The sequence below is a fragment of the Acidobacteriota bacterium genome (assembly GCA_030697165.1).
Classification (GTDB): domain Bacteria; phylum Acidobacteriota; class Vicinamibacteria; order Vicinamibacterales; family UBA2999; genus 12-FULL-67-14b.
Map to the genome: position 1 here is coordinate 49,952 of JAUYQQ010000004.1, position 13,059 is coordinate 63,010.

The window sequence follows — 13,059 nt, forward strand, 5'->3', positions numbered from 1 at the left end:
CTTGAGGGAGCATGGTGGAAGCGCCGTTACATTTCGTGAAACCCCGCGAGCCCAAGCCGGAGTGGCTCAAGGTCCGCGCCCCGGGGTCTGAGAACTACCTGCGCCTGCGCGGCATCATGCGCGATCTCAAGCTGAACACCGTTTGCGAGGACGCGCACTGCCCCAACATCGGCGAGTGCTGGCATCACGGCACGGCGACCTTCATGATCCTGGGCGACGTCTGCACGCGCGCCTGCACCTACTGCGCGGTGGCGCACGGCCGGCCCGCGACGCTCGACATTGATGAACCGCGGCGGGTCGGTGAAGCGGTTGAGAAGATGGCGCTGAAATACGCCGTCATCACCTCCGTCGATCGCGACGATCAGCCTGATGGCGGCGCCGGCATCTTCGCTGAGACCATTCGCGAGATCAAGGCGCGCCTGCCCGAGTGCCGCGTCGAAGTGCTGATCCCCGACTTCAAGGGCGACGCCGGTCCGCTGGAGACCGTGCTGGACGCGAAGCCTGACGTGCTGAACCACAACACGGAAACGGTGCCGCGGCTGTATCGCGCCGTCCGCTCAGGCGGCAAGTACGCGCGCACGCTGGAACTGCTCGCCCGCGCGCGTAACTACGCGCCGGGGATCCCGACCAAGACCGGCATGATGATGGGGCTCGGCGAGGAGCAGGACGAAGTCGTGCAGGTGTTCAAGGACTTGCGCGACGTGGGCGTGTCGATCCTGACGCTGGGCCAGTACCTGCGCCCGTCAACCGAACACGCGGTGATGACGCGCTATTACACCCCCGACGAGTTCCGCGAGTTGAAGCGCATGGCCATGGACCTTGGCTTCGCCCACGTCGAAGCCGGCCCGTTGGTGCGCAGTTCCTACCACGCACACGAACAGGCAGATGCGGCTACGGCGGCTCTCGCCCGCTAGCTAAGTCGCCCGTGACGGTCCCGTCAAGGATTGCGCTCCCGACGGGAAGTTCCCTCCCGACAAGATGTGCCCTCCCGACAAGAGGTGCCCTCCCGTCAGGCTCCTAGCAAGTAACGCATTTGTGATTATTGACGGCACCTAAGCTCTCGAGGAGCTTGATGGTGTCTGGATACGGCTGCGTGCGCTGCACCGGACCGTTCGCGACATCAATGGTCGTCTGGCCGGCGCGATTGTGGCGCTTCACGTCCGCGCCCTTTGACGCCAGGTAGCGCACCATCTCGGTGTCGCCGCGCGCGGCGGCGTTGTGGACGACGGTGTTGCCGGCCTGGTCAACGTCGTTCACGTCAAACGCCAGGTCCTCCACGAGATACTTCACCGCCGGCAGCATGCCGCCCGGCGCGGTGTGGTGGGAGTTGCCCGCGAAGCCGGTCGAGTAGCCGGGGCCGGCAGCCGCCAGCAGCGCCGAGGCGCCGGGAGCGCCAATCGGCAGCACGGGCAAGCCCGACTTGTCGGTGCCCGCGGCCGGGTCTTCCGGTCCGCGCCGCGAGAACAGCTTGATGGTGGGGATGAACGGATCGGCGCCGTGCGCGACCAGCAGCTTCATGGCCGCCACGTCGGCGGCGTAAGCAGCGCGCCAGAACGGGGTCGCGCCGGCTTCATCGACACCTGACTGGTCGAAGTTGTAGCCCGAGTACCACACCTTGCGGCGCACGCGCGCATTCGGGTCGGCGCCCTTGTCGAGCAACAACTTCATCACGTCGAGATACGACCGCGACTGCTGGAGGTGCGCCCGCGGTTGCGGGTACGCGGCAATCGGCGCCCACTGCACGTTCAGCGTGGCGTAGAGCGGCGACACGCCGGCATCGCTCGGAAGGTTTGGGTCGGCGCCCTTATCAACGAGCGACGCGGCGATATCGAAGTGACCATTGATCAGCGCCACCAGGAGCGGTGTGGCCTGGTCGCCGGGGCTGGGGGTGTTGAGGTCGACGCCGCCTTCCACGAGTGCCCGAACCGCGTTGGCGCTCCCCTGCCGAACGGCGAAGTGCAGTGCTGTGAGGCCACCTTGGGCACCGATCAGTTCGTTGTATCGATAGCCACGGGTCACGCCGGGCACATCAACCCGTCCCGCCACCGCCGCCGGGCCACGGCCCTCGCCCTCGGCCGGCGCGGTCAGCGCCTTCAGGTCCGCCACTTTCGACGCCGTCTTCCAGTCAGCGCCCCTCGCCAGCAGCAGCCGGACGACGTCCGCGCGATCGAGGCCGGCGGCAACCATGAGCGCGGTCTGGCCGTAGGTGTTCTCTTTGGCGTTGATGTCGGCGCCCACCTCGACCAGCCGCGTGGCCGTTTCGGTGTTGCCGGATCGGGCGGCCAGCATCAGCGGCGTGGCGCCGGTGGCGGTGGCCAAGTTGGCGTCGGCGCCGGCGGCAATCAGGGCCGCGGCCACCTGCGCCTGGCCGCCCTGCGTGGCCAGGTGCAGCGCGGTGATGCCGCCAAGCCGGGTGGTCGCGCGCACGTTGGCGCCGGCCGACAGCAGCATCTGGGTCATGGCCGCGTCGCCGTTGGTGGCGGCCCAGTGCAGCGCCGTCATGCCGTCGCCTTGCGCGGCGTTGACGTCCACGCCGGCTTTGAGAAGGGCTTTGACGGCGGCGGCGTCGCCGGATTTGGCCGCCTCCGCAACCGTGCTGTCGCCGCTGGCCATTACCGTCACTGCGAGCATCGCCGTGGCGGCGGCTAAAGCCGCCGCCCTCCGCACGGTCACGAGAGTCACGATTGCACCGCGTTCAAGTCGAGGGCGCCGGTGCTGTCGCCGAATTGCCTGACGTCCACACCAATGGCCTGCAGCGCCGTGAGCATGGCGTTGGCCATCGGCGTGCCGTCCTCGGCGCGGATGTGACGGTTGCCCTTCAGCGCGCCGCCGGCGTGGCCGGCGAAGAACAGCGGGCAACGCTTGTGGTTGTGCAGGTTCGAGTTGCCCATCGCCGAGCCGTAGATGATGAGCGAGTTGTCGAGCGCGTTGCCGTCCTGGTCGGGAATCGCCTTCAGCTTCGCGAGCAGGTACGGCACCAGTCCGACGTGATAGGTGTTGATCTTCTGGAAGTCGGCGATCCGCTCGTCGCGATCGAGGTGGTGCGAGCCGGTGTGGAAGGCGGCGTTCGAGCCACTGCCCGGGAACACGCGGTTCGAAACGTCGCGGCTGAACTTGAACGAGAAGATCCGCGTGGTGTCGGCGGCGAAGGCCACCGCCTGCAGGTCAAACATCAGCTTGACGTGCTCTTCGAACGAGTCGGGCACGCCGACGGGTGCGCCGGGCAGTTCGCGTGGTTCGCCGCTCTGGTTCGACGCCTCCACCTTCTGGATGCGGCGCTCGATCTCGCGCACGTCCTCCAGGTAGTCGGACAACCGCGCGCGATCGGCGGGTCCGAGCCGCTTGCTCAGGTCGGCCACCGATTCAGACACCCAATCCAGAATGCTCTGATCGTCCTTACGCCGGGCGCGCCGCGCTTCCGGAGTGGCGCCAACGCCGAACAGCTGATCGAACACCGCGCGTGGGTCGCGAATCATCGGCAGCGGATCGGTCGGCGAGGCCCAGCTGATGGTGTCGGTGTAGACGCACGAGTAGTTGTAGGAGCAGCCACCGGCCTGGTCCACGTTCTCGATGCACAACTGCATGGACGGAATCGGCGTCGCCTGACCGCTGGTCTGCGCGTAAATCTGGTCGAACGAAGTACCCGCGAACACGTCGGAGCCCTGCGTTTGCTTGGGCTTCGCCTGCGTCAGGAACACGGCCGCGGTGCGGAAGTGGTCGGCGCCAATCTCCGGCGCGGAAAACGCCTCGGCGTTGCGGGCGTCGGTATTGCTGACAATCGTCAGGTAGTCCCGGTACGGCTCGAGCGACTTCATGGCCGTCGGGCTCAAATCGAAGGCGCTCCCCACCTGCGCCGGCGCCCACATGTTCTGCTTGATGCCGTAGGTGGTGCTGCCGGCGGCGCCGTGCACCATCTCCATGGCGATCAGGCGGACCGGACGCTTAGCCGCCTGCGCGAACAGCGTGCCGGCCGGGGTCATCGCATCCAGGAACGGAAGCGCGACGGTGACGCCCATCCCCTTGAGGACGGCGCGGCGAGAGAGATGCTGACGGGTAATAAACATGGGTTAGTCCTGGCGGCCCGATGCCGGCGCCATCGTCGTGGTTGAAGTCTCGGCAGCTGGCGTGCGCGCCATCTGGAACGCGCTCGACTGGATCACGCCGTTGATGAAGGCACTCATCTTGTAGTTCTGCGCCTCGGCGGCGCGGATGATCCTGCGCACGGCCGGCATGTCACCCGGTTCGACCCGGCGGCCGAGGGCATAGGTCATCAGGCTGCGCGTGAAGCTCAGGAGGACCGCGTCCTGGTGACGCAGCAAGGCGGCGCGAAGCCCGGCGGGACCGTTGATCGAGGTGCCGTCGTAGAGCACGCCCGAGGGATCCACTGCAGTGCCGCCATCCTTCACCCGCCACTTGCCGGTCGCATCGAACGGCTCCAGCGCCAGGCCCAGCGGATCGATCACCTTGTGGCACGAGGTGCAGGCCGGGTTGCTGCGGTGCTGCTCCATGCGTTCGCGCACGGAGAGGACGCGGCCGGTATCGGCCGTGCCCTTGGTTTCTTCGAGGGCCGGCACGTTGGGCGGCGGTGGCGGCGGCGGTGAACCGAGCAGCACCTCCATCACCCACTTGCCGCGCATCACCGGTGAGGTGCGGTCGGCGATCGAGGTCAGCGTCAGCACGCTGCCATGGCCGAGGATGCCTCGGCGCTCGTCGGGCACCGTCACGCGGCGGAAGGCCGGGCCAGTCACGTTCGGGATGCCGTAGTGACGCGCGACCCGCTCGTTGACGAAGGTGTAGTCGGCCGTCAGCAACTCCAGCAGGCTGCGATCCTCGCGGACCAGGCTGTCGAAGAAGAGCTCGGTCTCCTTCTTGAGCGCCAGCGAGAGTGTCTGGTCGGAATACGGGTAGAGGATGGGATCGGGGATCACGCGCTCGAGATCCTGCAGCCGCAGCCACTGCGACGCGAACCGGGTCGCCAGCGCATCGGCCCGCGGCGACGCCAGCATCCGCTTCGTCTGCCTGGTCATGCCGCCGGGCACGCTCAGTCCGCCACGGCCGGCGACCTTCAACAGCTCGGCGTCGGGCCCGGTGCCCCAGAGGAAGAACGACAGCCGCGAGGCCAGTTCGTAATCCGCAAGGCGGTAGCTGGCAGCCGTCCCGCCTTCGCTCGTTGAGCTACGGCGAGGCAGGCTGGCGGGCTGCTCTTCGACGCGCAGCAGGAACTGCGGGCTGGCGAGAATGGCCTCGAGCGCCTTGGTGACGCCGAACTCGAAGTTCTTGTCCTTGCGGCCGCGGGCGTAGAACGACATCAGCCGCGCCAGGTCCTTCTCGGCCACCGGCCGCCGGAATGCCTGGGTCGCCAGGTTGCGGACCACCTGCGTCGCACACACGTCTTCGTCCGCCGCCGACGTGGGCCGGCACGTGAACACCGCGCGGCGGCTGGGCGTGTCGGACACCCCCGTCACCGTGTGCGGCCCGACGATGCTGAGGCTGCGCAGGTGCGGCAAGGTGGTGATGCCGAACGCGATGCCGATCTCGGTGTCGGCCATGGTGTGATCGATCGGCGCGATCAGGTCGTTGATCAGGCCCTCGTGGCGCTGGATGAAGGCGGCGGTGACACGACGGGGACCGGCCTTGACGCTGATCGGCGCGCTCTTGATGGTCAGCCCGGTCTTCTCTTCGCTCATCCGCGGGTTGATGTCGAACACCGCGGCGCGGGCGCCGTCGACCGACACCTCGATCTGCTCGCCGGGGGCGGTGTTGCCGAACAGGAACCCGAGCGGCTCGGCGAAGAAGTCCATGCTGAACACGTACTCGCCGTCGGCCGGGAAGACGTGCTCCACCGAGAGGCCACCGCGCGTGCCCGGCGGCGCGCCCTCGACGCGCTCCATCTGGGACGCGGTCTTGGGCAGCTTGAACGTGGCCTGCGTCGCGGTGCTTTCCGGATCGCCGATCGCGAGCATGGCAATGCGACTGGCCGCGCGCAGGTAGCCTTCCATCAACGTTGGCGAGAACGTCTGCACGTCGGCGACGTTGTCGAAGCCGTCGCTGATCGTGTCGGCCGGCAGGAACGCGGTGACGTCGACGTCGAGGCCGAGCAGGAACTTGATCTCGCGCGCATACTCGGCGCGGTTCAGCCGCTGAAATGGGCGCCAGCCGGGATTGGGATCCGCCGCGGCGAGCGCATCCATGCGCGACTCGAGCGCGCCGACAAACTGCGTCATCACCGCGGGGGCGGGTCGCTTCGCGCCGGCCGGCGGCATCATGCCAGCGCGCAGCTTGTGGATCATCTTCTCGGTAACGTCACGCTCGACGGCGGCCTGCTTCGTGTCCCACCCGGCCAGCGACAATCCGCCAGCCTTGCCACGTTCGCTGTGACAGGTGGCGCAGTACTGCGACACGAATTCGGCCTGCGCGACCGGGCCGATGGCCTGGCTGTGGGACGCCACGGGCGCAATGGCCGGCGTCGGAGGAGCCTGCGCCTGGGCCGAAAGGGGCAATGCAACAAGGCAGACGAGTACCGGGACCGTAAGAACGCGTTTCACTGCGCAGAAGTATAAGACGTTTGGGGTGCCTAAGGCACCAATACGGGGCGCACTAAAGTGCGCCCCTACTTTCGCTTGGGTTTGTAAACGTGCGTCGCCTGGCCGAAGAACATCTCGGCCGCTTCCATGACCGTTTCCGACAGCGTCGGATGCGCGTGGATGGTGAGCTTCACGTCCGACGCGGTCGCGCCCATTTCGATCGCCAGCACCCCTTCAGCAATCAGCTCGCCGGCGCCTGAGCCGACAATGCCGACGCCGAGAATGCGTTCGGTGGCGGGATCGATCAGGAGCTTGGTCAGGCCGTCGGTGCGATCGATGGCAATCGCGCGCCCCGAAGCCGGCCACGGGAACTTGGCGACGTCCACCTTGATGCCCTGCTTTTCGGCCTCGGCTTCGGTCAGGCCCGCCCACGCAATTTCCGGATCCGTGAACACCACGGCGGGAATCGCGGCCGGCTCAAAGACCGCCTTGTGGCCTTCGATCGCTTCCACGGCAACCCGCGCTTCGTGCGACGCCTTGTGCGCCAGCATCGGCTCGCCCGCCACGTCGCCGATCGCGAAAATCGTCGGTTCCGCGGTGCGGCGCTGGCCGTCGGTCTCGATGAAGCCCTTGGCGTCAACCTTGACCTTGGTCTTGTCGAGGCCGGCGATGGTGGCGTTGGGACGCCGGCCGATCGCGAACAACACGTAGTCGTAGGTCGCTTCCTGCGGCGCACCTTCGCCCTCGAAGGTCACGGTCACCGCGTCCTTCGCGGCCTTTAGCGAGGTGACCTTGGTCGAGAGCATCACCTTGTCGTAGATCTTCTCGATGCGCTGCGCCAGGATCTTCACCAGGTCGCGGTCGGCGCCGGGCAGCAGGCCCGGGGTCATCTCGACCACTGACACCTTGGTCCCAAGCGCTGCGTACACCGACCCCAGTTCGAGGCCAATATAGCCACCGCCGACGACCAGCATGGTCTTCGGGATCTCTGGCAGGTCGAGCGCGGTAGTCGAATCAAGCACGCGCGGCGAGTCGATCGACAGCGACGGAATCTTGGTGGGCGTCGAGCCGGTCGCCACGATCATGTAGTCAACGCTGACGGTCTCTTCCCCGCCGTCGGCCTTCTTCACCTTGATCGTCTTGGGATCGACGATCGAGGCCCAGCCCTGGATGTAGTTGACCTTACGGAACTTGGCCACCTGGCCGGTGCCGCTGGTCAGCTTCTCGACCACGCGGTTCTTGTAGTCGCGAACCTTGTTGATGTCGATCGTGGGCGCGGCGAACTCGATGCCCCAGTCTTTGGCATGCTTCGCTTCGTCCAACACCTTGGCGACGTGCAGCAAGGCCTTGGACGGAATGCAGCCACGGTACAGGCACACGCCACCCGGGTTCTTCTCGTTGTCGATCAGGGTGACCTTCAGGCCGAGGTCAGCGGCATAGAACGCCGCCGCGTACCCGCCAGGGCCCGCTCCAATTACCGCAATATGTTTTGACATGGTGGTTTCGGGCTCTTCATGCGGTCACGCGATGCATCACAGGGAACCACAGAATCACGGAACCACAGCGTGAAGGTAAAGCGTGGTTTCAGTGGTTCAGTGATTCCGTGTGTGCATTCACAGCAGCGTTATCCTCGCAACGCGAGCGTAAAGGGGTTCTCGAGTGCTTCCACGACCCAGCGCAGGAAGCGGATCGCGTCCGCGCCGTCAATCAGCCGGTGATCGTAGCTGAGCGACAACGGCAGCATCTGCCGCGGTTCGAACGACGTGCCATTCCACACCGGCTCGTAGGCGCCGCGCGAAATGCCGAGAATGGCGACCTCGGGCCAGTTGACGATCGGCGTGAACGAGGTGCCGCCAATGCCGCCCAGGTTCGAGATCGACATCGACCCGCCCGACATCTCGTCGAGCGTCAGCTTGCGCGCCTTGGCCTTCTCGGCCAGGACGTTGATTTCGACCGACAACTGGATCAGGTTCTTCTGATCGGCGTTGCGGATCACCGGTACCAGCAGGCCGTTGTCGGTATCCACCGCAATGCCGACGTTGATGTACTTCTTGTAGACGATCGCCTCGCCCGCCGCGTCCACCGACGCGTTGAACTGGGGGAACGCCTTGAGGGCGGTGGCGATCACCTTCGCGGCCACGGCGGTCACGGTCAGGTTGCCGCCGGCCTTCTCGGCCTCGCCGCGATACTTCTTGCGCATCGCCTCGAGGTTGGTGATGTCGGCCTTGTCGAACTGCGTGACATGCGGGATGGTGTTCCACGCGTTGCCCAGGTGCTCGGCCGTCTTGCGGCGAATGCCCGACATGGCCTTGCGCTCGACCTCGCCCCACTTCGAGAAATCCGGAAGCACGGGACCACTGCCGGCCGGACGCGACGCCGCGGCGGCCTGGCCGCCGCTGCCGAAGCTGGCCATCACCCGCTTCGCGAATTCCTTCACGTCATCCTGCGTGATGCGTCCGCCGGGGCCGGTGCCGGTGACCTGGCTGACGTCCACGCCAATTTCGCGCGCGAGCCGGCGCACGGAAGGTGCGGCGGGTGCCGCGGTGACGACCGAGGCCGCCGCCGGTGCTGGTGCCGCCGCGGGAGCCGGAGCCGGACGCCCGGCCGCGATATCAACGACTGACGCTCTCGGCCGCTCCGCGGCCGCCGCTTGGGCCTTGGGTGCCTCAGGTGCCTTGGGTGCGGCTGCTTCCGCCTTCGGCGCGTCATCCTTCGGCGCCTCAGCCGTCTGACCAGCCCCACCCGCCTGACCCGCCCCTTCCAACACGAGAACCACCTGGCCGGGCTTCAGCTTGTCGCCGGCCTTGGCCTTGACTTCCTTGACCGTGCCGGCCACGTCGGACGGCACTTCGATGGTCGCCTTGTCGGTTTCCAGTTCGACGATCGGCTGGTCCACCTTGACCACGTCGCCGACCTTCACCAACACCTTGAGGACGTCGCCCTGGGCGACGCCATCACCGAGATTCGGGAGAATGAAATCGGCCACGTTTAGCTCACCGCCGGGTTCGACTTCTCGGCGTCGATGCCGAGGTCCTTAATCGCCTGAGCCACGACCTTGGGCTCAATCTGCTTGTCCTGCATCAGCGCGTGCAGGGTTGCGAGCACGATGAAGCGGGCGTCCACCTCGAAGAAGTCGCGCAGCGCCGCGCGCGTGTCACTGCGGCCGAAGCCATCGGTGCCGAGCGACTGCAGCGGACGCGGCAACCAGCGGTCAATCGCATCCGGCAGCGTCTTGAGGTAATCCGACGCCGCCACGAACACGCCCGGCGCGTCCTTGGTCACCTGGGTGACGTACGGCACCCGCGGCGCCTCGGTCGGGTGCAGGCGGTTCCAGCGGTCGCAGGCGTGGCCGTCGCGATAGAGGTTCACGTAGCTCGTGACGCTCCACACGTCGGCGCCGATGTGGTACTTCTCCTCGAGGATCTTCTGCGCCTCGAGCGCCTGCAGCAGGATGGTGCCGCTGCCGAACAACTGGGCGCGCAGCTTGGCCTTCGGCTTGCTGGTCGGCTTGCAGACGTACATCCCCTTGAGGATGCCGTCCTTCACGCCGTCCGGCATCACCGGGTGCTGGTACTGCTCGTTCATCACGGTCAGGTAGTAGAAGATGTCTTCCTGATCCTGATACATGCGCTTGATGCCGTCCTCGATGATCACCGCGAGCTCATACGCAAACGACGGATCGTAGGACTGGCAGGTCGGCACCGGCATGGCCAGCACGTGGCTCTGGCCGTCTTCGTGCTGCAGGCCTTCACCGTTGAGCGTCGTGCGGCCGGCGGTGCCGCCCACCACGAAGCCCTTCATCCGCATGTCGGCGCCGGCCCAGATCAGGTCGCCGACGCGCTGGAAGCCGAACATCGAGTAGAAGATGAAGAACGGGATCATGTTGATCCCATGGGTGGCGTAGGCCGTGCCCGCGGCGATGAACGACGACATCGCGCCGGCCTCGTTGATGCCCTCTTCGAGAATCTGGCCGTCGGTCGCTTCCTTGTAGTACAGCAGCGTGTCGCGATCGACCGGTTCGTAGAGCTGGCCGGCGTGCGCGTAGATGCCGACCTGGCGAAACAGCGCCTCCATGCCGAAGGTGCGCGCCTCGTCTGGGACGATCGGCACCACCTGCTTGCCGATCTGCTCGTCCTTCAGCAGCTTCGACAGCATCTTCACGAACACCATCGTCGTCGACGCGGTGCGGTCGCCGGTGCCCTTGTGGAACTCGTCGAAGGTGTCGCCGAACTCGGCCTTGATCGGCTCGACGCGGACGACGCGCCTCGGCACCGAGCCGTGCAGCGCCTTGCGGCGTTCCTGGATGTACTTCATCTCGACGCTGTCTTCGGCCGGCCGGTAGAACGGCGCGTCCTTGACGTCTTCGTCCGAGATCGGAATGCCGAAGCGCGTGCGGAAGGCCTTGACCTCGTCGTCGTTGAGCTTCTTCTGCTGGTGGGTGACGTTCTTGCCTTCACCCGACTCGCCGACGCCGTAGCCCTTGATGGTGCGGGCGAGCACGAGCGTGGGCATGCCCTTGGTTTCGGTGGCGCGCTTGAAGGCGTTGAAGACCTTCTCGGGATCGTGGCCGCCGAGCGTGAGCTTCTTGAGCTGCTCGTCCGACAGGTGCTTGACCATGTCGAGCAGCCGCGGGTCGGTGCCCCAGAAGTTCTTGCGCACGTAGGCGCCCGATTCGACGGCGTACTTCTGGTACTCGCCGTCAACGATCTCGCCCATGCGCTTCACGAGCAGGTTGTCGGTGTCCTTCTCGAGCAGGGCATCCCACTCCGAGCCCCAGATGCACTTGATCACGTTCCAGCCCGCGCCACGGAAGATGGCTTCGAGTTCCTGGATGATCTGGCCGTTGCCGCGCACCGGGCCGTCGAGGCGCTGCAGGTTGCAGTTGACGACGAAGATCAGGTTGTCGAGTTTCTCGCGCGATGCGAGCGTGATGGCACCGAGCGATTCGGGCTCGTCGGTTTCACCATCGCCCAGGAACGCCCACACCTTGGCATCCGTCTTCGGCTTCAAACCGCGATCTTCCAGGTAGCGATTGAAGCGCGCCTGGTAGATGGCCATGATCGGGCCGAGGCCCATCGACACCGTCGGGAATTCCCAGAAGTCCGGCATCAGCCACGGGTGCGGGTACGACGACAGGCCGCCACCCTTCGCAAACTCGCGGCGGAAGTTCACCAGCTGCTCGTTCGACAGCCGCCCTTCGAGGAACGCGCGCGCGTAGATGCCAGGCGAGCCGTGACCCTGGAAGAACACGACGTCGCCTTCGTTGCCGTTTTCGCGGCCGCGGAAGAAGTGGTTATAGGCCACCTCGTACAGGGTCGCAGACGAGGCGAAGGTCGAGATGTGGCCGCCAATGCCGTCTTCCACGCGATTGGCGCGCACGACCATGGCCATGGCGTTCCAGCGCACCAGGCTCTTGATGCGGCGCTCGATCTCGCGGCTACCCGGATACGGCACCTGCTCGTCGGCGTTGATGGTGTTGATGTACGGCGTGTTGGCCGTGAACGGGAGGCGAACACCCGACTTCTGGGCGTGGATGCCGAGTTCGCGAAGCAGGCTGCCCACGCGCGCGGGCCCGCCGTGCTTCATCACGTCGTCCAGCGAATCGAGCCACTCCCGGGTTTCGAGGGCTTCGAGCTGGGCGGCATCGGTAGGGGCGGTGTTTCTCATGGCCGACTATTACCTTCCTGATAGGAGCGAACTTCTCGTCGTTTGGACAACCGGACCATTTTACCGGGCTTGGGGGGCAAATGAAAGCGGCGGACCGGGGCGAACGGCTTGTAACATGTTGCAACGCCTACACATGAGCCCTTCTCGCGCTAATCGTCCCCTTGTTCTCTCGGCCGTTCAGACCGCCATCGTTAGCTGCAACCGTTGCCCCCGCCTGCGCGACTACTGCCAGGAGGTGGGCCGGGTAAAACGGGCCGCCTATCGCCAGGACCATTATTGGGCCCGGCCCGTGCCGGGGTTCGGCGACCCTGACGCCCGGGTCCTCTTTCTGGGCCTGGCGCCAGCCGCCCACGGCGCCAACCGCACCGGCCGGGTCTTTACCGGCGACGGCACCGGCGGCTCCGGCGACTTCCTGATGGCCGCCCTCAAGCGCGCCGGCTTCGCCAACCGCGCCACGTCCCAGCGCGCCGACGATGGGCTCGAGTTGAGGGATGCCTACATCGCGGCGGCCGTCCGCTGCGCGCCGCCCGCGAACAAGCCGCTGCCCGAGGAGGTCGATCGCTGCCTCGTGCATCTCGTGAACGAGGTGGCCGCCCTGCCGCGCCTGCAACTCGTCGTGGCCCTCGGCAAGATCGCCTGGGATGCGTGGTTGAAGGTGTTGGTCCAGCAGAGCGTCACACTCCCCCGCCCGCGTCCGGTCTTCTCGCACGGCGCGATCGCGCACGTCAGCACCCGAGCACCTCAGCACCCAAGCACTCTGGTTGGGATGTACCACCCGTCTCGACAAAACACGAACACGGGGACGGTAACGCCGGCGATGTACGACGCGGTGCTGCGGCGGGTCAAGGGCGCGCTCCGGTAGAATTCT

General features: G+C 66.4%; 8 protein-coding genes. 2 read left to right on the plus strand and 6 right to left on the minus strand.

What is annotated here, in order from left to right; all coding sequences use genetic code 11:
• The first annotated feature begins 35 nt into the window (after positions 1-35).
• The gene (lipA, locus tag Q8T13_04155; protein ID MDP3716943.1) at positions 36-914 is read left to right on the plus strand and encodes a lipoyl synthase; all 879 of its coding nucleotides are present in this window, start codon (positions 36-38) and stop codon (positions 912-914) included.
• A gap of 103 nt (positions 915-1,017) precedes the next feature.
• On the opposite strand, the gene Q8T13_04160 is transcribed toward lipA, so the two are convergent.
• The 6 genes from Q8T13_04160 to aceE form a co-directional block, all read right to left on the minus strand.
• Complete coding sequence (locus tag Q8T13_04160) at positions 1,018-2,682, minus strand: ankyrin repeat domain-containing protein (protein ID MDP3716944.1); 1,665 nt, start codon at positions 2,680-2,682, stop codon at positions 1,018-1,020.
• Positions 2,679-4,064: a DUF1552 domain-containing protein gene (locus Q8T13_04165; GenBank protein MDP3716945.1), complete on the minus strand. Its 1,386-nt coding sequence runs from the start codon at positions 4,062-4,064 to the stop codon at positions 2,679-2,681. The genes Q8T13_04160 and Q8T13_04165 overlap by 4 nt, the downstream gene beginning before the upstream one ends.
• A 3-nt stretch (positions 4,065-4,067) precedes the next feature.
• Positions 4,068-6,545, minus strand: coding sequence for a DUF1592 domain-containing protein (locus Q8T13_04170; GenBank protein ID MDP3716946.1), 2,478 nt, complete (start codon positions 6,543-6,545; stop codon positions 4,068-4,070).
• Positions 6,546-6,610: 65 nt separating this feature from the next.
• Positions 6,611-8,020 (minus strand): dihydrolipoyl dehydrogenase, encoded by a 1,410-nt coding sequence (gene lpdA, locus Q8T13_04175; protein ID MDP3716947.1) that lies wholly within the window; start codon positions 8,018-8,020, stop codon positions 6,611-6,613.
• Between the two features lie 128 nt (positions 8,021-8,148).
• Complete coding sequence (locus Q8T13_04180; GenBank protein MDP3716948.1) at positions 8,149-9,510, minus strand: 2-oxo acid dehydrogenase subunit E2; 1,362 nt, start codon at positions 9,508-9,510, stop codon at positions 8,149-8,151.
• Between the two features lie 2 nt (positions 9,511-9,512).
• Positions 9,513-12,191, minus strand: coding sequence for a pyruvate dehydrogenase (acetyl-transferring), homodimeric type (gene aceE / locus Q8T13_04185; GenBank protein MDP3716949.1), 2,679 nt, complete (start codon positions 12,189-12,191; stop codon positions 9,513-9,515).
• Positions 12,192-12,324: 133 nt separating this feature from the next.
• Here aceE and Q8T13_04190 point away from each other — a divergent pair, with 133 nt between their 5' ends.
• Complete coding sequence (locus Q8T13_04190; GenBank protein ID MDP3716950.1) at positions 12,325-13,053, plus strand: uracil-DNA glycosylase; 729 nt, start codon at positions 12,325-12,327, stop codon at positions 13,051-13,053.
• Positions 13,054-13,059 lie beyond the last annotated feature (6 nt).

What these genes read in the sequence shown, in the direction of transcription:
- Q8T13_04165 (MDP3716945.1), bottom strand. Translation starts at nt 4,064, where the DNA reads ATGTTTATTACCCGTCAGCATCTCTCTCGCCGCGCCGTCCTCAAGGGG.
- lpdA (MDP3716947.1), bottom strand. Translation starts at nt 8,020, where the DNA reads ATGTCAAAACATATTGCGGTAATTGGAGCGGGCCCTGGCGGGTACGCG.
- aceE (MDP3716949.1), bottom strand. Translation starts at nt 12,191, where the DNA reads ATGAGAAACACCGCCCCTACCGATGCCGCCCAGCTCGAAGCCCTCGAA.
- Q8T13_04190 (MDP3716950.1), top strand. Translation starts at nt 12,325, where the DNA reads ATGAGCCCTTCTCGCGCTAATCGTCCCCTTGTTCTCTCGGCCGTTCAG.